General features: G+C 43.6%; 20 protein-coding genes. 10 read left to right on the forward strand and 10 right to left on the reverse strand.

All coding sequences use genetic code 11. The annotated features are described in order from the left end of the window. The first annotated feature begins 377 nt into the window (after positions 1 to 377). Entirely contained in the window at positions 378 to 1,946 is a 1,569-nt protein-coding gene (locus R7P69_RS21445; RefSeq protein WP_161441635.1) for a DUF1800 domain-containing protein, read from the forward strand. A gap of 9 nt (positions 1,947 to 1,955) precedes the next feature. Further along, positions 1,956 to 3,281: a DUF1501 domain-containing protein gene (locus R7P69_RS21450; RefSeq protein WP_238952611.1), complete on the forward strand. Its 1,326-nt coding sequence runs from the start codon at positions 1,956 to 1,958 to the stop codon at positions 3,279 to 3,281. Between the two features lie 85 nt (positions 3,282 to 3,366). On the opposite strand, the gene R7P69_RS21455 is transcribed toward R7P69_RS21450, so the two are convergent. Then, positions 3,367 to 4,461 carry a ketoacyl-ACP synthase III gene (locus R7P69_RS21455; protein ID WP_238952610.1) on the reverse strand — a complete coding sequence of 365 codons (1,095 nt, stop codon included), beginning with the start codon at positions 4,459 to 4,461 and terminating at the stop codon, positions 3,367 to 3,369. Between the two features lie 162 nt (positions 4,462 to 4,623). Here R7P69_RS21455 and trxC point away from each other — a divergent pair, with 162 nt between their 5' ends. Beyond that, complete coding sequence (gene trxC, locus R7P69_RS21460; protein ID WP_005376074.1) at positions 4,624 to 5,058, forward strand: thioredoxin TrxC; 435 nt, start codon at positions 4,624 to 4,626, stop codon at positions 5,056 to 5,058. Between the two features lie 176 nt (positions 5,059 to 5,234). Beyond that, entirely contained in the window at positions 5,235 to 6,395 is a 1,161-nt protein-coding gene (locus R7P69_RS21465) for an MFS transporter (protein WP_033907039.1), read from the forward strand. Positions 6,396 to 6,444: 49 nt separating this feature from the next. Here the strand turns inward: R7P69_RS21465 and R7P69_RS21470 are convergent, their stop codons facing one another. Both R7P69_RS21470 and R7P69_RS21475 read right to left on the reverse strand, forming a co-directional pair. Next, positions 6,445 to 6,834: a nitrous oxide-stimulated promoter family protein gene (locus tag R7P69_RS21470; protein WP_238952609.1), complete on the reverse strand. Its 390-nt coding sequence runs from the start codon at positions 6,832 to 6,834 to the stop codon at positions 6,445 to 6,447. Positions 6,835 to 6,848: 14 nt separating this feature from the next. Further along, the gene (locus R7P69_RS21475) at positions 6,849 to 7,358 is read right to left on the reverse strand and encodes a GNAT family N-acetyltransferase (RefSeq protein WP_238952608.1); all 510 of its coding nucleotides are present in this window, start codon (positions 7,356 to 7,358) and stop codon (positions 6,849 to 6,851) included. A gap of 136 nt (positions 7,359 to 7,494) precedes the next feature. On the opposite strand from R7P69_RS21475, the gene R7P69_RS21480 reads away from it, so the two are divergent. Then, positions 7,495 to 7,686 carry a DUF2986 domain-containing protein gene (locus tag R7P69_RS21480; RefSeq protein ID WP_005376066.1) on the forward strand — a complete coding sequence of 64 codons (192 nt, stop codon included), beginning with the start codon at positions 7,495 to 7,497 and terminating at the stop codon, positions 7,684 to 7,686. 49 nt (positions 7,687 to 7,735) lie between these two features. On the opposite strand, the gene R7P69_RS21485 is transcribed toward R7P69_RS21480, so the two are convergent. Next, positions 7,736 to 9,907 carry a TonB-dependent receptor gene (locus tag R7P69_RS21485; RefSeq protein ID WP_238952607.1) on the reverse strand — a complete coding sequence of 724 codons (2,172 nt, stop codon included), beginning with the start codon at positions 9,905 to 9,907 and terminating at the stop codon, positions 7,736 to 7,738. A gap of 89 nt (positions 9,908 to 9,996) precedes the next feature. Continuing rightward, positions 9,997 to 10,734, reverse strand: a complete 738-nt coding sequence (locus R7P69_RS21490; RefSeq protein WP_005376062.1) for a siderophore ferric iron reductase — start codon at positions 10,732 to 10,734, stop codon at positions 9,997 to 9,999. A gap of 419 nt (positions 10,735 to 11,153) precedes the next feature. Between R7P69_RS21490 and R7P69_RS21495 the strand changes: the two genes are divergently transcribed. Then, positions 11,154 to 12,485: an anaerobic C4-dicarboxylate transporter gene (locus tag R7P69_RS21495; protein WP_005376060.1), complete on the forward strand. Its 1,332-nt coding sequence runs from the start codon at positions 11,154 to 11,156 to the stop codon at positions 12,483 to 12,485. Positions 12,486 to 12,572: 87 nt separating this feature from the next. On the opposite strand, the gene R7P69_RS21500 is transcribed toward R7P69_RS21495, so the two are convergent. After that, the gene (locus R7P69_RS21500; protein ID WP_005387978.1) at positions 12,573 to 13,061 is read right to left on the reverse strand and encodes an NYN domain-containing protein; all 489 of its coding nucleotides are present in this window, start codon (positions 13,059 to 13,061) and stop codon (positions 12,573 to 12,575) included. Between the two features lie 119 nt (positions 13,062 to 13,180). Here R7P69_RS21500 and R7P69_RS21505 point away from each other — a divergent pair, with 119 nt between their 5' ends. Continuing rightward, complete coding sequence (locus tag R7P69_RS21505; RefSeq protein WP_017820187.1) at positions 13,181 to 13,621, forward strand: DUF4174 domain-containing protein; 441 nt, start codon at positions 13,181 to 13,183, stop codon at positions 13,619 to 13,621. A 16-nt stretch (positions 13,622 to 13,637) separates the two neighbouring features. On the opposite strand, the gene cobA is transcribed toward R7P69_RS21505, so the two are convergent. The 4 genes from cobA to nirB form a co-directional block, all read right to left on the reverse strand. Then, positions 13,638 to 14,396 (reverse strand): uroporphyrinogen-III C-methyltransferase, encoded by a 759-nt coding sequence (gene cobA / locus R7P69_RS21510; RefSeq protein ID WP_025767740.1) that lies wholly within the window; start codon positions 14,394 to 14,396, stop codon positions 13,638 to 13,640. A 173-nt stretch (positions 14,397 to 14,569) separates the two neighbouring features. After that, positions 14,570 to 15,421, reverse strand: a complete 852-nt coding sequence (locus tag R7P69_RS21515; RefSeq protein WP_033907034.1) for a formate/nitrite transporter family protein — start codon at positions 15,419 to 15,421, stop codon at positions 14,570 to 14,572. A gap of 195 nt (positions 15,422 to 15,616) precedes the next feature. After that, a complete protein-coding gene (nirD, locus tag R7P69_RS21520) occupies positions 15,617 to 15,940 on the reverse strand; it encodes a nitrite reductase small subunit NirD (RefSeq protein ID WP_054575426.1) in 324 nt (107 codons plus the stop codon). Positions 15,941 to 15,953: 13 nt separating this feature from the next. Further along, positions 15,954 to 18,518 (reverse strand): nitrite reductase large subunit NirB, encoded by a 2,565-nt coding sequence (gene nirB, locus R7P69_RS21525; protein WP_213987610.1) that lies wholly within the window; start codon positions 18,516 to 18,518, stop codon positions 15,954 to 15,956. 527 nt (positions 18,519 to 19,045) lie between these two features. On the opposite strand from nirB, the gene rnk reads away from it, so the two are divergent. The 3 genes from rnk (at position 19,046) to R7P69_RS21540 (ending at position 21,865) form a co-directional block, all read left to right on the forward strand. After that, positions 19,046 to 19,453: a nucleoside diphosphate kinase regulator gene (rnk, locus tag R7P69_RS21530; protein WP_005376048.1), complete on the forward strand. Its 408-nt coding sequence runs from the start codon at positions 19,046 to 19,048 to the stop codon at positions 19,451 to 19,453. A gap of 238 nt (positions 19,454 to 19,691) precedes the next feature. After that, a complete protein-coding gene (locus tag R7P69_RS21535; RefSeq protein ID WP_025767735.1) occupies positions 19,692 to 20,651 on the forward strand; it encodes a GGDEF domain-containing protein in 960 nt (319 codons plus the stop codon). A gap of 227 nt (positions 20,652 to 20,878) precedes the next feature. Continuing rightward, entirely contained in the window at positions 20,879 to 21,865 is a 987-nt protein-coding gene (locus tag R7P69_RS21540) for an ABC transporter substrate-binding protein (protein WP_238952606.1), read from the forward strand. Positions 21,866 to 21,919 lie beyond the last annotated feature (54 nt).

Genomic DNA, 21,919 nt, shown 5'->3' on the forward strand with positions numbered 1-21,919 from the left:
TGTGGTTTTCTCTTGTGTAAACCAATGGACTTTATTTATTGGCTCAATAATTTCTTGAAACTAACTTAAGCCTTAACAAACATACCAATCTCTTGTTAACAGTACTTTAGCTGTCCCCCTTCTATATCCATTGCGATATCTCTGCTTGTCACTCTTCATTGGCCATATTTAATATCAGTATCTTAGAAAAAATAGCATCAAAAACTTCTAGCACTATAGTACCAAATTCACCGTTTGAGTTTTTTGTTCACCACTTATAGCTACTATACTCGCCTATGCAGCTGCTTGATTTTCATAAATTTACTAAACAGCTCAAAAGAGCTTAATAACTCCCGTTAAATGGACTTAAATCGTTACTTCGGGTAAGCGAGTTAACTATGAGACGTCAGAAGCTAAATAAAATCTCTGCTTGGGTACTAGGATTGGCTATCTTATTGCTGAGCCATGTGTCTAATGTATCAGCACAAATACAGCAATCCCCATCCGATCAAACCGTTGCGCGTTTTCTCTATCAAACCTCTTTTGGACCAACACCTGCGTTAATTAATGAGGTTAGGGAAAACGGGTTAGAGGATTGGATACAGAAACAAATCAACCTGCCAGCAACCTACCATCAACCACTTTATCAAACGCCTTTTTCTAAAGGCCTACAGTCAAACCGAGAAAATGCTTGGTATCAAATTGTTGTTACTGCTGAAGATCAGCTTAGGCAGCGAACGGCTTATGCATTGAGTCAGATCGTAGTCGTTTCTCGTTATGGCGGCGTTCTTTCCAGCAAACCTACAGGGTTAGTGAATTACTACGATCTGTTGGTTGAGCATGCGTTTGGCAACTACCGAGACCTGTTGTATGACGTTTCCATCCATCCAGTCATGGGGAGCTATTTGTCTATGCTCGGTAGTGCAAAAGAAAATAGTGCGACAGGAACGCTTCCCGATGAGAACTTTGCTCGAGAGTTAATGCAGTTATTCACTATCGGTTTGTATGAACTCAATTTAGATGGCAGTAAAAAGCTAAACCACGCAACAGGCAAACCTATCCCCACGTACAATCAAACTGATATTCAAGAGCTCGCGCGAGCATTAACTGGATGGAAAAATTCCGACATCGCATTCGTGAAACCGATGCGAGTTATCAGTCAAAGACACGACACCGGCGAGAAGCGATTTCTAGGGAACGTGATCCCATCGGGTCTAACCGCACAAGAAGAGCTTTCAAAAGTGATTGATATGTTGATGTCTCACCCAAATGTTGCTCCATTTGTTTCAAAGTTACTTATCCAACGTTTGGTCAGTTCAAATCCAAGCCCAGAGTACGTCGCGCGTGTTGCTACGATATTTAACAACAATGGGGAAGGAGAAAAAGGCGATCTAACCGCCGTTGTTCGAGCCATATTGCTCGACCCTGAAGCATTAGGGATGACGGATACCCCGCCTATAAAAGTGAAAGAACCGATACTGGTCCTGACTAATTTTCATCGAGCATCAGGTTTTACGGTTAAAGGATCACGTTACGAAGACGCAACAACGATGATGAACATCGCTAATCAAGGGCCGCTTCGTTCTCCTTCCGTGTTTAATTTTTACTCTCCAGACTATCAGCCGTCTAACGAGTTTACGGAGTCTGGTATTAACTCTCCAGAGTATGAACTTCTCAATTGGTCTGTTTATACCGATTTGGTCAACTATATGTTAACCAGCACTCGTAGAGGAGGTGGTGATTCCTACCACTTCGATCTTAACGAGTTTTATCTTCTTCTGGACGATCACCGTGCCTTAGTCGAATTGGTTAACGAGCGTTTCTTTGCTGGAACGGCTTCTGCTGAATTGAAAGAGCTCATGCTCACCGCCCTGAATGATTATCGTGGGGACTATGTGCCAACAACAAAACTCGCTCTAGTGATATTTACCGCCATTTCTGGCGACGAATTCTATATTCAGGATTAGGAGTGAATTATGGATATTTCACGACGACATTTTATACAAAGCACGCTATCGATGGGCGCACTAGCCTCTCTTAGTCTGCCAGGTTACTCTCTCGCAGCGCCATCCAATGACTTTCGAGCATTAATATGTGTGTATTTAGCAGGCGGAAACGATGCATTCAACACCATACTGCCATTATCGGAGGCGCACTATCGTCAATATTCCAAAGTCAGAGGGCCACTCTCTGTCGCAAAAGAAGACATACTCCCTATCAATTTAAGTGCTGTCGATAGCTCAAATCACCCAGTGAAGCTCGGCTTACACCCAAAGTTAAATGCGTTAACTTCCGTTTTCGAACAAGGCGATGCCAGCATCGTGCTCAATAGTGGCATTCTCAACCATCCCGTCACCAAACAAGCTATTGAGCAAGATGAAGCATCACTTCCCGAGCAACTGTTTTCTCATAATTCTCAAACAGACGCTTGGTTACTTGGTGGAATGAGCGAGTCTAAAAATCTTGGTTGGGCTGGCAGAATGTTGGATGTATTAAACTCTGAATCAGAAATAACACCGCTATACAGTGTGCATGGCAACTCGCTTTGGTTACGGGCAATGGAACACCGCCAAACCGTCCTGAAAAAAGATCGCGCAGTTCAGCTTACCGCGATTGATAACCCGCTATACAAGGGGATCTATGGTCGCCTTCTCTCTCATCAAACTGACAATCCATTTAATGGTCATTTTAATTTGATGGTTGATGAGTCGATGGTAATGAGTAGTGTCCTGAGCGAGCAACTCAACCACATTGCTGACGAGCCGCTGTTTACGTCATCGACGCTCGGCAAGCAGATGCAAACCGTGTACAAATTGATAGCAAGCCAAGATGTATTGAAGCAGCAACGACAAGTCTTTTTCGTTAAACACTCTGGGTATGACCTACACGATTCGCAACTGGCACGTCATCCAGTGTTACTTGAGGATCTCGCGACAAACCTTTTAGCAATGTATCGTGCGGTCGAACGGTTAGGGCTAAACAAGCAAGTCACCTCTTTCACTATGTCTGACTTCGGTCGACGGATGATGAGCAACGGAAATGGTACCGATCATGGCTGGGGTGGCCATCAACTATTAATTGGAGGCGCGGTAAATGGGAAACAACCTATCGGTACATGGCCGGAACTAATACTGGGCGGAAACGATGATTACTCTCAAGGCCGACTCATACCCAAAATTGCCGCTGATCAAGTTGGTTCAACACTAGCGCAGTGGATGGGCGTGAGTGATAACGCTGCACTGGAATACGTGTTCCCGAACATCCGTAATTTTACTCATTCAAACCTGGGTTTTATGTCGTAAGATATTTTACAGGTAGCTGTAGAACGCATCATCAAATAAGGGAGCCTCGCGCTCCCTTACTCATCTTATGTTTGCAAAGTGTCCGTTACACCTCGTCGCGACGGCGTTCGTTACACAGCTTAATGGCACGCTCAAGTAATTCTAACGCGGATTGCTCACATTCAGGCAGAACCGCATCACTTTCGCCAATTGGCGTTACGCGGTCACCCCATTTCAATACTGCCGCACCCCATGTCAAACCTGCACCAAACGCAGCAAGAAGCATATTATCACCTGGGTTAACTCGACCTTGCTCTACCGCTTCACACAATGCAATTGGCACCGTCGCAGCTGAAGTATTGCCATAGTTTTGAATGTTAACAAACGCTTTGTCGTGTGGAATTCCAGACAGGTCACACAAGGTTTGAATAATACGAATATTCGCTTGATGCGGAATCACAACATCGATTTTTTCCGTCGTTAACTGTGATGCTTTCAGTACGGTTTTCGCAGCTAGCCCCATACCTTTTACTGCACGTTTGAAAATTTCTTGTCCTACAAAGTTGAAATCCCAGTAACCGTTGTCTTCCGCAAAGCGATCCATACAAGTACCAAACTTTGGTACGGACAGAATATCGCGGCCTTTTGCGTCACAACCAATTTGAGACTGTAGTAAACCCGTTTCTTTTTCCGTTCTTGATAACACAACGGCGCCCGCACCATCACCAAATAGAACAGCGGTATCTCGCATTGCCCAATCGATGTAGAAAGACAATCTTTCCGCACCAATAATGATCGCGTTACGATAGTTACCTGATTGAATCAAACGTGTGCCCGTTTCTAGGCCATAGACAAATCCCGTACATGCGGCATTTAAGTCAAAGGCAGCGGCTGCACGAATACCTAGGTTCTGCTGTACCTTAGACGCGATATTTGGAATCAATGAATCTGGTGAACAAGTCGCCACAATGATTAAATCCACGTCTGTTGCATCGACGCCTGCTCGAGCTAATGCATGTTTAGCAGCAACGGTCGCCATGTCTGACGTGTTTACATGACTAATACGGCGGTTTTCGATACCAGTGCGGGTACGAATCCACTCATCGGAAGTATCGAGGAAAGTGCTAAGATCATCGTTAGAGAGCACGGCTGGCGGAACACATTTCCCCCAACCTGTAATTTCAGCGTAGTAATTTGTCATCGCAGACCTATTTATTGTTGTATTTTAATAAAATTTCTTAGAACCTTAGGCTCAAATACAAACCTGCGCTGCGTTATTTCGGCAGGTTAAAAAATAAGTATACAAATAATGAGGCTGACTGGTAAGTCATGTTTTCATCAATACGTAATAAAGGAAGAAGTCATGTCATCGTTTAAAACTCGCTGCCCTTCGTGCGGCGGTCTAAATCGTGTCCCTAATGAGCGCGTTGCCGAATCTGCAACTTGCGGTAAATGTAAAAGTGCACTTTTAGACGGCTCGCCTATCGAAGGTACACAAGATAACTTTTCTGCTCTATTACAAAGTGATATGCCTGTTGTAGTAGATTTTTGGGCCCCATGGTGCAACCCGTGCGTTGGTTTTGCTCCTGTTTTCTCTGATGTTGCTCATGAGCAAGCCGGAACGGCTCGTTTTGTTAAGATTGATACCGAAGCTCAACAACAACTTGCGGCGCAATTTGGTATTCGCAGCATTCCTACCATTATGGTTTTCAAAAATGGTCAACGTGTTGATATGATCAATGGTGCGTTACCTAAAACTCAATTTGATCAATGGTTAAATCAAGCACTTACTAAATAATCTTCCACGCCAACCTTGTTTGTAGGTTGGCGTTTTTATGCAACTTATCAACCTATCTAGATAATAAATATTATTTGTCGAAACGACTTAAATTTATCATTTTACTTGCCTAACTATTAGCCTCATATTCGCGCCGAATAACCCTTAGATTTCATTTAACTTATAGGCGCAAAACAGTGGAAAACACAGTCGTTCCTGCAGCATCACCACGAGTTACAGTTCCAGTCGTCGCACTGTCTCTTTATGCGGTGGCTTCGGGCTATTTAATGAGCTTGATCCCTCTCATGCTCGGTGAATACAACATCTCAGCAGATTACGCGAGTTGGTTGGCGAGTGTGTTTTATGGCGGCTTATTAACCGGTGCTATTTTTATTGAACGTATCGTACGTCAAGTTGGTCACCGTAACGCGTTTATTGGTTGCTTGGCCGTATTTTCGCTAACTATCGTCACACTACCCGTGTTTGCTAACGGATTGATGTGGCTTGCCGCTCGCTTTATTGCGGGTATCGCGGTTGCTGGTGTTTTTGTCATTGTTGAGTCTTGGCTAATGTCTGGAGACGAAGCATCGCGTGCGAAACGTTTGAGCTTGTACATGCTATCGCTTTATGGTGGTTCAGCATTAGGCCAGTTTGGTATTGGCGTGCTTGGCGTAAGTGGCGGCGTTCCGTTTATTGCGATCACGACGTTGATCCTAATGGCAATGCTGGTGCTAATGTTCATTGAGTGTGAGCAGCCAAACAGCCATGAATCAACCGCTTTATCATTTAAGCAAATTGCCAAACTAAACCATGCAGCAATTATTGGTTGTGTTGTTTCAGGTTTGACCTTAGGTGCAATCTACGGATTAATGCCAGTTGAGTTAACTAACCGTAAAATTAGCCATCAAGACATTGGTACATTGATGGCGCTAGTGATTCTAGGTGGCATGCTAGTTCAACCAATGGTGACCGCGTTAAACAAATACATGAGCCGCACAGTGCTAATGGCGTTTTTCTGTATTTTGGGTATTTTTTCGATCGGTATGACCTTTATTTCCTCGTCAGCCGTGGTATTGGCTGCTGCATTATTCTTTTTAGGTGCAGCTACTTTTGCCTTGTACCCGATAGCAATCAACTTAGGTTGCGAAGGACTTGATGAACGCTTTATTGTCTCTGCGACACAAGTCATGCTGTTTAGCTACAGCATCGGCTCTGTTGCTGGCCCAGTTGTCGCTGATAAATTTATGGGCCAAGAACACGGCTTACTAGGCTACTTGTTTGCCGCTTTGGTTGCGACTGGCGTATACATGCTACTTGCTGCGAGCAAAACCAAACAGCGTATGGCCGCTGGCCTCTAATCACGCCGCTTCTACTCAACGAAAACGAGGGCATGTCGCCCTCGTTTTTTTATTCTTCGCATTTTTGTTTAGATAAACGCTTGTGACGGTTTGACGCGTTCGCTGCAGGCTTTTCCGGTACCATTCGCTTTTCATGAAGCAAATGACGAACCGCCAAGATGGGATGTTTCAGTAACATTCTGGGGCCAGAGTAACGCATGACCAAACGCATTTGTTCTTTCGGCTCTGGTTTGTAGCAGTGAATCGGACATTTATTACACGTCGGTTTATTCTCTCCATAAGGACAGCGGTCGAGGCGCACTTCTGCGTATTCAAGCAGCTCACGACATTCTGAGCATAATTCACGTTTTGTTCCATGATGGTCATGACAGTAAACCTCTACCATGGCTTTTACTGTCTTAAATTCAGTGGCGAGTTTGCCAAGTAAAATATCGCTCATGCGCTATCCAAAAATCACAACATCATTGTGTAAAGTTCTAACGTGCGGCCATTATCATATTGCTGCTCAACTCGTTCAAACTCAAAGCCCAGTTTTTTGAGCAAACTTATACTACGAATATTGTCATTGTTGGTGATGGCAACCAAATTATCGAGTTTCATTTCCTCTCTAGCGTAATCCAGCACTGCGGTTGCAGACTCCGTTCCGTAGCCGTTGCCATAAGCGGAAGGTAAAAATCCATATCCGAGATCATAGTGTTGTAATGTGTCACGTTTAACCAACCCACAAATCCCGATGGGTTGCCCATCTTCTTTCTTCTCTACAACGAGTAAACTCACGCCTTTAATTTGTTGCATGCGTAGCATGTTTTCTTTTATGTAACGCGCCGCTTCATATTCGGTACGAATTTGTTTGTCTCCGACAAAACGGTAGAAGTCTGGGTGGTTATAAAGTTCTAGTATAAATGGTGCATCATCTACACTCACAAGACGCAGTATCAAACGTTCGGTGTACAGTGTTTTCATTTGGGCTCCATTAAAACGCGATAGATGATTGGACATAGGAACGTACTTGAATTTTGCGACCGATACCGGCGCTTATTTAGTTGTAACTTGATAAAAAAGTAACTATCCTGCCTCGCTAAATTAAAGGACCACCACCATGAACCGCAAGAAGAAAATCAATCAGATCTTGAAAGCGAAGCAGAAGAAGCATAACGCTAAGCTACATAAGAGCAATAAGCCGCGTTATATCTCCAAAGCTGAACGCGCGAAAATGGAAGCTGAAGAACAAAACCAAGCTTCAGAACACACGGAAAACGTTGTAGACACAGCGCAGACAGATCAAGCCTAAAAGAAAAGCCGCTTCAAGCGGCTTTTTTGATATTCGGAGATAGTTAGCTTTAGTATTCGACACTGTAGTTCAGTGTGAATGTGCGACCTCTTCCTTTGTAGTCGTACGCTGCAGCATCGTAGTGTGCTGCATAAAGAATCTGCGCACGTTGTCCCCAAGCGGTTGTGTAGTCTTCGTCAAATAGGTTTTGAATACCAAAACCTAACTGCCCGATAGGTAGTGTTACGTTACCAAGAAGATCAAACGTAGTGTATCCATCTAGCTTATTGTTTGCGTCATCTTCGTAATCAAACATCGTCTGGCTTTGTAAACGTACTGAATAGCCATCCTGATAGTAAGCCGCCCACGCGTTCGCTTTTGATGTACTTGCTTTACCCGCGCTTAGATCTTCCCACTTACCGTTGGTTTTCAGCTCAGAAACCACATAGTGACCTGATGCACCTAACAAAATATCACGGTTTACCCAGTACTTAATGTTTGCTTCGGCACCGTATACACGTTGCTCGTCATCAACATTGGTGATTAGGAGCGTCTTCTTGTCATACTTGATTGAGTTATCCGACACCGAGTAGTAACCCGCCGCTTGCAGTGCGACAGTATCCGTATCTAATCGGTAACCAATTTCATAGCTGTCCGTTTTGATGCCCGACATTTTTGAGTCAGATACATTAATGCTATTGTTCAACGAGTAGTGACCATTTGCATCCGCGGCATCGTAGCTACCTTGGCCGTAGTACTTTGCAGGATCAGCGAGTTCGAAACCTTGAGAGAAGTTCGCCCAAAGCTGAGATTCATCGTTAAGCTGATAAATAGTGCCCAAATTAAATAAGCTCACAGAGTAGTCGGTGCTGCCACCTGGAACCGCATCCGCTGATACACCATTACCCGATGCGATCTTCTTTTGTATACTATAGGCAACAAAATCATCAATCTTATTGTCCATGTATTGGTAGCGGTAGCCTGCTTGTACTGACCAATCTTGATTGATTTGGTAATCCCCCTGGACAAACATTGCGTAAGACGCCACATCAACATCTGGGTAACGTCCCACTTCGGCATAGGTTCGATTAATTAAGTTCCCAGAGCTGTTCGCAATGGTTGGATCGAACAGAGCCTGGTTACTTTCAAAACGGTCTAAGTACGCATCGACACCATAAACAAGTTTGAATGACTCCCAGCTTTTAGCTAACGCTAAGCGCCCAGCAAAAACTTCTGTTTTTTGTTGAGAGGCACTTTGGTAATAAGGAGTAAAGGTTTGGTCTTCACTACGGTAAGATAACTCGCCTATCAGTTGATGACCGAATACGCTGTCGTGAGCGTAGTTCGCACTTAAGAGAACTCGCTCTGTACCATGTTCACGGTCGGAATCGAACCCCTCTCGTACGTCAACAAATTTATTGTTAACAATGTACAAACCGTATGGCGAATCTTGCTGGCTGTCATAGTATTGTGCGACAAGGTTTAACTTGCTGGCATCGGAGATTTGAATCTCGGTCGATCCCATAACATCGAGCGTTGAATTATACTGCAAAGAGCCCTGTGAAATGTCTGGGGTGACAATGTCGCCATTTGCGTCAAATGCACCTTGTGTCTCGGTGTACACAACCGAACCTCTAGCGGTAATTCGCTCATTACCACCCGAGATAGACTGAGCGAGTTTGTAATCAAAGTCATCGCTGCTATTAAAGCCTGTAGTGCCACTCACGTAGGATTCAAACGACAAGTCATCCGAGTACGCTTTCTTGGTGATAATGTTAATAACACCACCAGTAGCGCCTGCACCATAAATGGAGGTTGCACCAGATAGTACTTCAATTCGCTCGATGTTGAATGGGTCTATTGCGTCTAACTGACGACTAATCGGGCGAGAAGACTGTAACGAGACACCATCAATCATTACCAACATTGCTCTACCGCGAAGGTTCTGACCATAGTTAGTTCGACCACCGGTGCCGACGTCTAAAGAAGGGATGGTTGCAGAAAGAATATCACCCAGTGTCTTGCCCGCACGATATTGCTGAGCAATCTCTTCTTGGCCAACAAACCAAACCGTTCCTGGAATATCGGAGATCGATTTCGGCATCACACTGCCTACAACAACCAATTGCTCATCGCTTGGAGTCGATGTTTGTTGAAGATCTTCTGCTGCTATTGAGCTAACTGCGTATCCACTGCTCATCGCAAGTACGATGAGATTGAAAGAAAACGTCCTTTTCATCATTGTATTTATCTTTTTGTTGTCAACAAGAGCATGCAATGATACTTATTCTCACTCTCAAATCGAGCACTGTTACACAAGTTAAATAAATGTTAATTAAGAACCTTCTTGCTCATAAGCTGTCGATTTTCCTCTAAACGAGGACAATCTGCACAAAGCTTTCTGCCTTCACACTTATAGACTAAACAACAACTTTTTCTTACTAACTTTAGCGACTGATCTGATTCCGTCTCATGAAGTGAGCGGCTATTATCAACATCCAAACCCATTGCGCTTAGCCACAAGACCGCATGCTCCTGAAGTGTCGAGTTAGTCATTTGCGGAAAGCGCTGTTGGAGACGAATTAAACAAGCCATGATTCCGTCCGACATCAATTGATGGGTGAAGCCAGGACGAATGCGTGTCCATTGACTCATCTCTTGTTGATAGAAGTCGAACAGTTCTCGGATTTGACGCCCCGCCTCTTTTATCAACGCTTCTGGCTCGCCATGTATATGCGCTTCGTCGGCGAATCGGTACCCAGAAACAAAACAAGGTTTGAGGTGCTGCGCTATCTCGCGAATGTTTGGCAACGTGTGGTAACCGTAAATAGAGATGAATGCGACATAAACTGGCTGCCAACAAAGTAAATCCCACGTTCTTGTCAACCAATATGCTTTTCCCGCTTCCGGATGAGCCTCCGAGATTTGCTGGTAAAGGCCTTGGATGATCGGGTTGATATCATTCTCGATATGGATAGCTTCTTGCCCTATCTCGCCGATATCACCGTGTAGGTAAGGTGTAATCTCACTCGAAGTTTGAAACAGTTGCGGGAAAAATTGCTCAGACATGATGGCTTATTGTTGGTGTAGTCATTCTGACACCTTTATACCCAAGCACCAATCGCAATGCAAACTATTATCCTTTGCGTTTTCATAACAAAGAAACACTCTTAGGGTTAGTTATGACTGTATTTCCGAGTTCTGTGAAGCTGTAAGGTCTGGTTAAGTATGCGATGAATAGCAACAAACTCTTAAACCTCTTCGCATTTAGCGCTGACATGACCGCAAAAATACACAGCATAAAAACACCCTGATAAAACTGTGTTAACAGTTTCCCTGTGTAGCGTGAGTTATTGCCAATAATTGAATATTGCTGTTTCTTATCCAGCGGATTGTGAACAACATGAAGTATTTTCTTTCTGAATATCGAGACAATACAAAGAGGTAATTTGGCTATGTAGCCCTCTGTTTTGAATAAGGAAATCCACATGTTGTATCTTGAGTTTCTATTTTTGCTCGTGATGCTGTATATCGGCTCACGTTATGGTGGTATAGGCCTTGGTGTCGTATCCGGAATTGGCTTGGTGATTGAAGTATTCATCTTTAAGATGCCGCCAACCTCTCCTCCTGTCACCGTCATGTTGATCATTTTAGCGGTGGTAACATGTGCTTCCATTCTTGAAGCCGCTGGCGGTTTGAAATACATGCTGCAAGTTGCCGAGCGTGTGCTTCGTAAGAACCCAAAACGCGTCACCCTTATTGCTCCTTTCGTGACTTACTTTATGACCTTCCTGCTTGGTACTGGCCACGCGGTTTACTCCATTATGCCAATCATTGGCGACGTTGCATTGAAAAACGGCATTCGTCCAGAGCGTCCTATGGCTGCCGCTTCTGTCGCGTCTCAAATCGCAATCACAGCCTCGCCAATTTCAGCAGCAGTGGTTTACTACTTGGCGCAACTCTCCGACATTCAACACGAGATCACTCTGCTCTCAATTCTGCTCGTTACTGTACCTGCAACGCTATTCGGTACGTTGTTGATGTCACTTTACAGCCTAAAGCGTGGTAAAGAGCTAGACGACGATGAAGAATACCAAGAGCGTTTGAAAGATCCAGTGTGGAGAGAAAAAATCCTCAACACAACTGCAACGTCTCTTGATGAAGTACTACCAACAAGTGCTCGTAACTCTGTATTGCTGTTCATTGCATCGATCTTGGTTATCGTCGTTATCGCGATGTGGCCAGACATTCGTACCATCGTAGATGGCTCGAAGCCAATCAGCATGGCCGTTGTGATTCAAATGATGATGCTCTGCTTCGGCGGTATCATTTTGCTTGCGACCAAAACTGACCCGCGCGACGTACCAAATGGCGTGGTATTTAAATCTGGTATGGTGGCGGCGATTGCTATCTTCGGTATTGCATGGATGTCAGATACCTACTTCCAGTACGCTATGCCTCAATTTAAATCCGGCATCGTAGAGATGGTAACCAACTACCCTTGGACATTCGCGCTTGCGTTATTCATTGTGTCGGTTGTGGTGAACTCTCAAGCTGCAACGGCTCGCATGATGCTACCTGTTGGTCTCGGCTTAGGTTTGGAACCTGCGCTGCTTATCGGCTTGATGCCAGCGGTATACGGCTACTTCTTTATTCCCAACTACCCTTCAGATATCGCGACTGTGAACTTCGATACCTCGGGCACAACTAAGATTGGTAAGTGGTACTTCAACCACTCATTCATGTCTGTGGGCTTAATCGGCGTGATTGGTGCGTGTTGCTTGGGTTACTTGCTAGGGCAAATGATCATTCCTTCGTAACTAGCCAAATCAACGATAAATTAGAGGCGAGTCATTGTACATTTTCGTACAGCCTGAGTGACTCGCCTTTCTTTATTGCACTATTAACTACAGCAAGAAATCGTCATCAATCGCGACAAAATTGTCGGCACAATCAATCAGAGTTTGAGATGTAAGTTTAGGTACACCATAAACGGTCACCGTTTTATTGAAGCGCTGCTGAATTCTCTCTACTAGCAGACTAAAGTCTCCATCTCCCGAAACTAGAATCACTTCCTCAACTTCGGGAGCAATTTCAATTGCATCGAGAGTAATACCCACATCCCAATCGCCTTTCGAGCTGCCATCACGACGCTGGATGTAGGGTTTAAGCATCACCTCAAATCCAACACCACGAAGAATATGGTGGAACTGACGTTGCTTGGGATCATTGCTCGCAATAGCATAAGCACGAGCACTTACCACCTCTTTCCCTTGTGTGGCAACATACCAAAACTGGTTGTAATCAAAATTGCTTCGATACGCTTCGCGACAGGTGTAATACACATTCTGTACATCAACCAAAATGGCGATTTTTTGTTTGCTTTCCGAACTCATCTATTTCTACGCTCAATTTATTTGCTGCCTACCCTATGCCAGTTTTGGAAAAAGCACAATGAGCCAATTCCACTAAACTTAACGTATAAAAAGTTATTTGGGTTTCTAGGGGGACTGTCATGGGCGGAAAGTTACTAGTGATACTACTTTCTTGTATCTTGTCATCGACAGCATTTGGTTATCCAGCGCACTCCAAATACTGGCCACATAGAAGTGTGCTCTACTTTGCGCCGGAAAATGATGAATACGTCAAACAATTCTTGCTAGAAACACTTATGAATGAGTGTGAGTTGGAAGACAGAGATGTCGTCACACTGGTCATTACAGAACAAGGTTATACTTTTCCTGCTTGGCTTAAAGAAGAGTTCGACCTAAAAATGCTAGCTCGTCTTTATGCGGTCGAAAAAGGTTCTCATACCGCTATTTTGCTTGGTAAAGATGGTCTAGAAAAGCACCGCTGGGGCGCAGAAACAGACTGGCCGTTTATCAACAACCTCATTGATCAAATGCCTATGCGTAAGCAAGAAATGCAGAGGCAACAAAGCCCCTGTAAAATATAGTCACTTCTGAGCAGTATTACTTTGCGAACCAATCCAACTTGTTGTGAAGTTGAGTCACGCTGCCAACCACAATCAATGCTGGGCTCACGGCTTGCTCTGCCATGATCGATAGCTCGTTCAACTTTCCTTGGAACACGCGCTGCTCTGGGCGCGTACCGTTTTCAATAATGGCGCATGACATCTCAGGATCTAACCCATGAGTGATCAGCTTATCCATAATATGGCCGCTTTGCTTCAAACCCATATAGAACACAAGTGTGTTGTTGGATTGCGCTAGTGAATGCCATTCAATCTCACGACCATCTTTTTGTACATGACCAGTGATAAATTGAACGCTTTGTGCATGGTCGCGGTGTGTTAATGGAATACCTGCGTAAGCCGTTGCACCCGCAGCAGCTGTGATACCCGGAACCACTTCGTATTTGATGCCGAATTCTGCTAGCTCTTCTAGCTCTTCACCGCCACGACCAAAGATAAATGAATCGCCGCCTTTTAGACGTACAACGCGTTTACCTTCTTGCGCTTTTTGCACCAAGATTTGGTTGATTTGATCTTGAGGCACGCAGTGAAAATCGAGCTTTTTCCCAACATAAATCATCTCTGCTGATGCATGCGCCAACTCAAGAATCTCTTTTGATACCAATCGGTCGTACACAACAACTTCAGCCGCTTGAATGGCTTTTAAGCCTTTTACTGTGAGTAAATCAGGGTCACCAGGACCTGCACCAACAAGAGAAACAAAGCCGCTGTTTAAAGATGAGTTAACAGTTGTCATATCAACGCCTATCGAAAATTTGGACATAAAAAGTAACACTCAAGTCATTAACTCAAGGTTAAAATCACCCCAAGGAGTTATTACTTTTTATAGCTAAATCAATACAATACTTATCGAAAGTTAAATGAGTTGAACAGCCCTACCTACCATAGGTAGGGCCAGATAAAAGCGGTTTATTTTGCGATTGCAGGCTCTGTTTTTACTTCTTCTTCAACTACGTTGATAGAAGGCGCTGTTTTTGCGTGAGTTAGGTACAGTGGAATACAAGTCATTACGAGACCACCGACAATATTACCTAGAATGGTTGGAATAAGGTTGAAGTTCAACCAAGTCGCGATACCAAAATCCGCACCTAGAATCATACCTAGTGGGAATAGGAACATGTTTACTACGGTGTGTTCAAATACTAGCGCAAAGAAGATGAAGATTGGGAACCACATCATTGCTACACGACCAGACACCGAACGTGCCGTCATGTTGCCGATAACGCCTAGACACACCATTAGGTTACAGAAGATGCCGCGTACGAAACATGTGATCCATCCGTCCATACCCATGTTTTCAAAACCAAGGCTACGCGCGGTAGAAACAGCCACAAATTTCTTCGCTACTGCATTCAGTTCTAGAGAGAAGTTACCTGTTAGAGAGATAGCCACTAGGTAAGCAACGATCAGAGAACCGATAAGGTTACCCAAGCCTACAAGACCCCAACAACGGAAGATACGACCCCAAGTGATGCCCGGACGGTTAGCAAACTTAGCCAGAGGCGCTAGACCAAAAACACCGGTTACTAGGTCATACCCCATCACACTTAGAATTACGAAACCAACGGGGAAAACAAGTGCTCCTACAAGACCGATACCCGTTTGTACAATCGCGGTAATAGCAACCACCACCGCAAGCGAAAGAATAACGCCAGCCATCGTACCGCGAAGCAGAAGGTCTCGCGTGCTTGTATTAGTTTTCGCTTCACCAACATTGATCATGGTTTGCACGAATTCTGCAGGCTTAAAATCAGTAGACATGAATGTGTCCTTATCCAAAATTGAAAGTTAAAAAGTTAAAGATTGAATAGAGAAAGGCTTCCCGTTGACACCTGAACGCTATCTACAACACCTCGCTTCCCTGTTCCCCTGAGATGATGCTTGGAAAGCCTTTGTCTATTGAATCTAGGTTTCAGTTCATTCCCTCCCCCTAAGAGGAGGGAATGAAAACCAAGCTTACGCAGAGATTTCTACTTCGCCGTTGGTTACACGCGTTTTGTACGCTTTCACGCTAAAACGTTCGTCTTCCATGCACGCACCTGTTGTCAGGTTAAAGCGCTGCTTCTTAAGTGGGCTTGCCACCCAAAGCTCGCCTTGGTGCTCACAGATCAAACCGCGAGAAAGCACGTTTGATTGGAAGAACGGGTCTGTGTTGCTGATCGCCAGCACTTCTTCTGCTTGTGTTGGGCGAAATACCGCAACTTGCTGACCATTAACCAAAGCACAAACGCCAGTGCCCGGTACGATGTCGCTGATTTGGCAAATCTTTTCAAATGACATAATCAACCTTCCCTTATGCTTCAGTGATCGCTACGTGTAGGATGTCGCCTTTCGCTTCAGGGTGTTTTTCCGTGAAGGTTGCTGGGCGGTGCTGTTCACGCTCTTGTACAAACACGACGTTTTCATCGCGCTTGTCAGAGTTGATGAAGTGCGCGAAACGAGTCAGTTGTGATTCGTCGTTGATGGTCGCAGTCCACTCACACTCGTACTCGTCGACAAGCTTCGCTACGTCTGCTTCTAGTTGAGCGTTGATGCCAAGTTTGTCTTCAACAATCACTTCGCGTAGGTAGTCAACGCCACCTTCCATGTTTTCCATCCAAACTGATGTGCGTTGTAGTGGCGCAGCAGTACGGATGTAGAACATCATGAAGCGGTCGATGTACTTGATTAGCGTTTCTTTATCTAGGTCACTTGCAAGTAGGTCTGCGTGACGAGGTTTCATACCACCGTTACCACATACGTACATGTTCCAACCAGCGTCAGTCGCGATAATACCAAGGTCTTTACCTTGTGCTTCCGCACACTCACGAGTACAGCCAGAAACACCGAACTTCATCTTATGAGGTGTACGAATGCCTTTGTAACGGTTCTCGATGTAAGAACCTAGACCAACAGAGTCTTGAACACCGTAACGACACCAAGTAGAGCCCACACAGGTCTTCGCCATACGAAGTGCTTTTGCGTACGCTTGACCTGTTTCGAAACCAGCGTCGATAAGCTTGCGCCAGATCTCTGGAAGATCGTCTTTTTGAGCACCAAACAGACCAATACGTTGAGCACCGGTTACTTTGGTGTATAGGTTGTATTCTGCTGCAACGTTCGCTAGTGCACTCAGTGCTTGAGGTGTTACTTCACCACCCGCCATACGTGGGATAACAGAGTAAGTACCGTCTTTTTGGATGTTACCTAGGAAGTTATCGTTCGTGTCGTGCAGCTTAACCAGTTGTGGCTTAAGGATGTGCTCACCCCAGCAAGAAGCCAAGATAGAACCAGCCAGTGGTTTACAAACTTCACAGCCGTAACCTTTACCGTATTTCTCTAGAAGCTCATCAAACGTTTTGATCTCTTCAATACGGATTAGGTGGAACAGCTCTTGGCGTGAGTATGCAAAGTGCTCACACACGTCGTTCTTCACTTCGATACCAGATTTAGCAAGCTCAGCATTTAGAACAGACGTCACTAGGGGAATACAACCACCACAGCCTGTACCCGCACCCGTCACGGCTTTGATGTCGCCCAATGTGTGGTGACCATCAGCAACCGCTTGTGCGATCTTGCCTTTGGTTACGTCGAAACAAGAGCAGATCACTGCACTTTCTGGTAGAGCATCTGCACCTAGTGCTGGTTTCTCAGCGCCTGCGTGTGCAGGAAGGATCAACGCATCTGGGTGTTCTGGTAGGTCGATTTCGTTCAACATAAGTTGAAGCAGGTCGCCGTAGTCAGACGTATCGCCAACCATAACCGCGCCAAGCAGTTTCTTGTTGTCTTTAGAAACGATAAGACGTTTGTAGACTTCTTGTTCTTCGTTCTGGTAAACGTAACTCTTACAACCTTCAGTACGACCGTTCGCGTCACCGATTGAACCTACTTTTACACCTAGAAGTTTCAGCTTCGCAGACATGTCAGCGCCTTCGAATTTGCTTTCTGTGTTACCTAGTAGGTGATCAACAGCAACTGTCGCCATCTTGTAACCAGGAGCAACAAGGCCGTAGAACATTTCGTTCCAAGACGCACATTCACCGATAGCGTAGATGTTCTCATCAGAAGTCTGACAATGGTCGTTAATAGCAACACCGCCACGAGGTGCCACTTCTAGCTCCATTTGACGTGCTAGTTTGTCTTGTGGACGAATACCTGCAGAGAATACGATGAAGTCTGTTTCTAGCTCTGAACCGTCAGCAAAACGCATAACATTGCGTGCGTTTGTGCCTTCTGCCGCAATCTCAAGCGTATTTTTGCTGGTGTGAACGTTCACGCCCATACGCTCGATTTTTTGACGAAGTTGGTTACCACCAGCAAGGTCAAGTTGCTCAGCCATTAGCTTCGGTGCGAACTCAACAACGTGCGTTTCTACACCCAGAGCTTTCAATGCGCCCGCAGCTTCAAGACCTAGCAGACCACCACCGACAACAACGCCTGATTTGCTCTTCTTCGCACACGCTTCGATCGCTTTAAGATCTTCGATAGTACGGTAAACAAAACAGTCTTTGCTTTCGTGACCTTTGATAGGTGGAACAAATGGGAATGAGCCAGTAGCAAGAATCAGCTTGTCGTATTGAACTTCGCGACCAGTGCTTGAGTAAACAATGCGGTTTTCACGGTTGATGTTAATCGCGCGTTCACCGATCAGCATGTTAATACCGTGTTTCTCGTAGAAGCCTTCTTTTACTAAAGAAAGTTCATCTGCAGTATGGTGAGAAAAGTAAGAGGAAAGGTGCACACGGTCGTATGCGACACGAGGTTCTTCACAGAAAACCGTAATGTCTATATTAGACATATCAGCTTTCTCGACTAAGTCTTCAATATAACGGTGCCCTACCATACCGTTACCGATGACTACTAGCTTCAACTTGCTCATTATAATTCCTAAGGGTTAGGTTCTTATCACTGAGCTCATTGTTAATTGTGAAAGAAAATTAATACATGATGTAAATCAATTACAATTTCAAACTACCCTAAAGGGGTAGATGAACGTATTTATCTGACTATTGCGAAATAAAAAGTAATTTATTAACGGATATTGGTAGTTTTAACAAACTGAGATAACCGAAGCCATGCTAGCAACGGACTATACCGTTTTGCTTTTATGAAGTTAGGCTGACCATCGAAACCGAGCACACCTACGATAAATCCTGTTTTGCTTCTAAACGACGCACTCACTTGACTTCACCGTTTCAAGGTGATCAGAGAACAATATCTGAAGTGATTGAAAGATTTAGAAAAATCAAGCTTCACAACAAAAATTTTTTACTAGCTAAGTCGCACTATAAAGACTAAAATCGGGTTTAGTTCATATGGAATAGCGTCCATATGATTGATACCGTAATTGACATATAGAGTGCCGTCCCATTTTTGTGAGGCGGCCTTTTATTTGGGAGTCATAAAATGTCAGAAAACAATTCTATCTACATCTCAAGCTTAGATATGAACCGAATCACGGCCTTGTTGGATAAAATGCCAAACATCGCAGCGGAGCTTGTGGAATTAGAAGCAGAGCTCGACCGAGCAACAGTTCTTGAGCCAGAACAAATGCCAGATAACGTGGTCACGATGAACTCGACTGTAGAGTTTAAATTTTCAGGTGAAGATAGAACCATGACAAAGACACTGGTTTACCCTTCTGAACTGAAAAGCAGTGATGATATCTCTATTTTTGCGCCCGTAGGCAGCGCACTGATCGGTTTGTCTGTCGGCCAAAAACTTGAATGGCCAATGCCAAATAATCAAGTGAAGACAATTGAAATTGTCGATATCACATACCAACCTGAGCGTTGTGGTGCACTAAACCGCTAGCCCTCAGTAGTCCCGGTGCAAAGGCCTCCATTTAAGACTTTGCACCAGGAGAGCCCCTCGCTTACCCCCTATTTCCTTCTTTGTTTTCCAAGCATTTACTTTGCTGCTCTTAAGTAACATCACCGATTCTTTATTATTTACCGCATATTCAATATTTATATCTCCAAGCTCAATCATAGAAATTGCAAAGTATTTTTCGTATATTGTCGCTCCGAAAACGACGTAAATTATGCGCAAAATGGAAGAATATCTAACTCGAATTGCCTGCTTAGAAAAAGAAAATGAAGAGCTGAAGCGGAAGAATGCGCGACTACAAGAAAAGTTGAATGCTGCACTCGACAGTAATGGACTGTGTTTGTGGGAGCAGCATATTCCTTCAGGTACTTTGACGATATTCAATATGCAGTGGGGCAAAATGCTAGGTTATCAGCCCCATGAGTTAACCGCGACGGTTGAAACGTGGAAAAACAATCTCCACCCTGAAGATTATGATCTTGCGGTGGGTGCATTTGAAGATCACCTAGCTGGCAAAACCGACCTTTATGAGGTAGTTCATCGCATGATTCATAAAGACGGCAGTGATAGTTGGGTCTACGATCGAGGGCGCATCGTCGAGTATGGTTCTGATGGCGAACCACTACGGATGATGGGTACTCATATCGATATTACAAAAGAAAAGCGTTATGAGCAGCAACTGGCCAAGTTGGCTTCGAGTGATCCATTGACTGGATTGTTAAATAGAAAAGCAATTGAGGAAAACTTTAATCATCAACCTCAAACCGAACCGTCTCAGCAGTCTGCTTTAGTGTTTGTTGATATAGATAATTTTAAAGCAGTTAACGACCAGCTAGGCCATCATACTGGCGACACCCTCCTCATCAATATCGCCAATAGCTTAACAGAGCTTGCGTCAAGCAAGTCTCAAGTTGGACGCATAGGAGGCGATGAATTTGTTATCTTAAACTGGCATTCAAGTCGAGAGGAAATATCCCAACTTTGCAATCAACTCTTAGATTCAATCATTCCAGCGATAAATCAAGACTTACATAAAGTAACGATAGGAATGAGTATCGGTGTTTGTCTCTTTAACAAAGGAAAGCAACCGTTTAATGAAGTGTATCAAAAAGCCGATCACGCAATGTATGAGATAAAGAAAAATGGCAAAAATGGAGTACAATTTTTCAACTTAAAAAGTTGATATCTCTCCATAAATCATCATGTTATGAAATCAGTCATTTGCTACAACTTGAACTAACTAAAGATAAATTCTTTATATCTAAGCCAGTTACCGAAATTACCCCTAGGTACTCATAAATTTGGCACGATACAAATAAATCCCCTCCTCTCCTAGCATCAACCCAATAAGCAACTACACTCATTTAACTGATAGATTAATTACTACTATTATGAAGGGAGTTGTTTTTGATGGATACAAAACAGATTTCTACAGTTATCATAATTTTAGTTCTTTCTGCATTAGTAGTTGCTTATTTAAAGTTAACAACGGTATCAAATGCTATCCACAAACCTACAACAATCGGTATATCTAAGACGCCTCTGTCAGCCCCTTTTATCATTGCAGAGCACATAGGTGCGTTTGAAGAAAACGATTTAAACGTCGAACTTATCATGTGCTTTGGAGGGGTCGAATGTTCAAACCTACTTCTAGAAAACCATGTTAATTACGCCACTTTTTCTGAAAGCGTACTGATGTTTAAAAGCTTTGAATACAAAGATTTAGCATTAATCACTTCTTTTGCATCTTCTACGAATGATATTAAGCTGCTAACTAAAAAGCGGTCTGGCATAGAAAGTATAGATAAATTACCAGGAAAAAAGGTTGGTGTAATAAAAAAGAGCGCTAGCGAATATTACTTAGACTTGTTGCTACAGGTAAATGACATTGATTTAGAAAAAGTAGAAAAAATATCATCAACAACGCACGTTATTATAAATCATTTAATGCAAGGAAACGTCGATGCAATATCTACTTGGGAGCCATACGGATTTATGGCCAAGAATAGAATAAATGAAGAAGTAAAGAACATAGGAATTATTGGCGTGTATAAACTTTACTTTTTGCTTGTATCAAAAGAAATACACATTGAAAAATCAGATCAAGAAGTAATGAAAATAATAAAGTCACTTCATCACTCAATTAACTGGATGGATAAAAACCCTCATTTAACAATGAAAATACTATCACAAAAACTTAACATAACAGTTGAAGAAATATCTTGGAGTTGGGATGATTATAACTTTCGATTAAATTTAACGAATTCTTTATTATTTACATTACAATCAGAAGCTAATTGGGCATTAAAACAAAACTATGTAGAAGGACAGATTCCAAATTACAGAAAAATATTTAAAGAAAACTATATCAATTCATATTTTGATGGTCTAGATTAAAATGCATCGTTCGTTAAACCACTATTTAGCATCACTATTCAGTCTAAGCGTAAT

The organism is Vibrio sp. 661, from assembly GCF_033339315.1.
GTDB lineage: Bacteria > Pseudomonadota > Gammaproteobacteria > Enterobacterales > Vibrionaceae > Vibrio > Vibrio alginolyticus.

Coding starts and splice junctions, on each gene's coding strand:
- R7P69_RS21445 (WP_161441635.1), top strand. CDS start 378: ATGAGACGTCAGAAGCTAAATAAAATCTCTGCTTGGGTACTAGGATTG.
- R7P69_RS21450 (WP_238952611.1), top strand. CDS start 1,956: ATGGATATTTCACGACGACATTTTATACAAAGCACGCTATCGATGGGC.
- R7P69_RS21455 (WP_238952610.1), bottom strand. CDS start 4,461: ATGACAAATTACTACGCTGAAATTACAGGTTGGGGGAAATGTGTTCCG.
- trxC (WP_005376074.1), top strand. CDS start 4,624: ATGTCATCGTTTAAAACTCGCTGCCCTTCGTGCGGCGGTCTAAATCGT.
- R7P69_RS21470 (WP_238952609.1), bottom strand. CDS start 6,834: ATGAGCGATATTTTACTTGGCAAACTCGCCACTGAATTTAAGACAGTA.
- R7P69_RS21475 (WP_238952608.1), bottom strand. CDS start 7,358: ATGAAAACACTGTACACCGAACGTTTGATACTGCGTCTTGTGAGTGTA.
- R7P69_RS21480 (WP_005376066.1), top strand. CDS start 7,495: ATGAACCGCAAGAAGAAAATCAATCAGATCTTGAAAGCGAAGCAGAAG.
- R7P69_RS21485 (WP_238952607.1), bottom strand. CDS start 9,907: ATGATGAAAAGGACGTTTTCTTTCAATCTCATCGTACTTGCGATGAGC.
- R7P69_RS21490 (WP_005376062.1), bottom strand. CDS start 10,734: ATGTCTGAGCAATTTTTCCCGCAACTGTTTCAAACTTCGAGTGAGATT.
- R7P69_RS21495 (WP_005376060.1), top strand. CDS start 11,154: ATGTTGTATCTTGAGTTTCTATTTTTGCTCGTGATGCTGTATATCGGC.
- R7P69_RS21500 (WP_005387978.1), bottom strand. CDS start 13,061: ATGAGTTCGGAAAGCAAACAAAAAATCGCCATTTTGGTTGATGTACAG.
- R7P69_RS21505 (WP_017820187.1), top strand. CDS start 13,181: ATGGGCGGAAAGTTACTAGTGATACTACTTTCTTGTATCTTGTCATCG.
- cobA (WP_025767740.1), bottom strand. CDS start 14,396: ATGACAACTGTTAACTCATCTTTAAACAGCGGCTTTGTTTCTCTTGTT.
- R7P69_RS21515 (WP_033907034.1), bottom strand. CDS start 15,421: ATGTCTACTGATTTTAAGCCTGCAGAATTCGTGCAAACCATGATCAAT.
- nirD (WP_054575426.1), bottom strand. CDS start 15,940: ATGTCATTTGAAAAGATTTGCCAAATCAGCGACATCGTACCGGGCACT.
- nirB (WP_213987610.1), bottom strand. CDS start 18,518: ATGAGCAAGTTGAAGCTAGTAGTCATCGGTAACGGTATGGTAGGGCAC.
- rnk (WP_005376048.1), top strand. CDS start 19,046: ATGTCAGAAAACAATTCTATCTACATCTCAAGCTTAGATATGAACCGA.
- R7P69_RS21535 (WP_025767735.1), top strand. CDS start 19,692: ATGGAAGAATATCTAACTCGAATTGCCTGCTTAGAAAAAGAAAATGAA.
- R7P69_RS21540 (WP_238952606.1), top strand. CDS start 20,879: ATGGATACAAAACAGATTTCTACAGTTATCATAATTTTAGTTCTTTCT.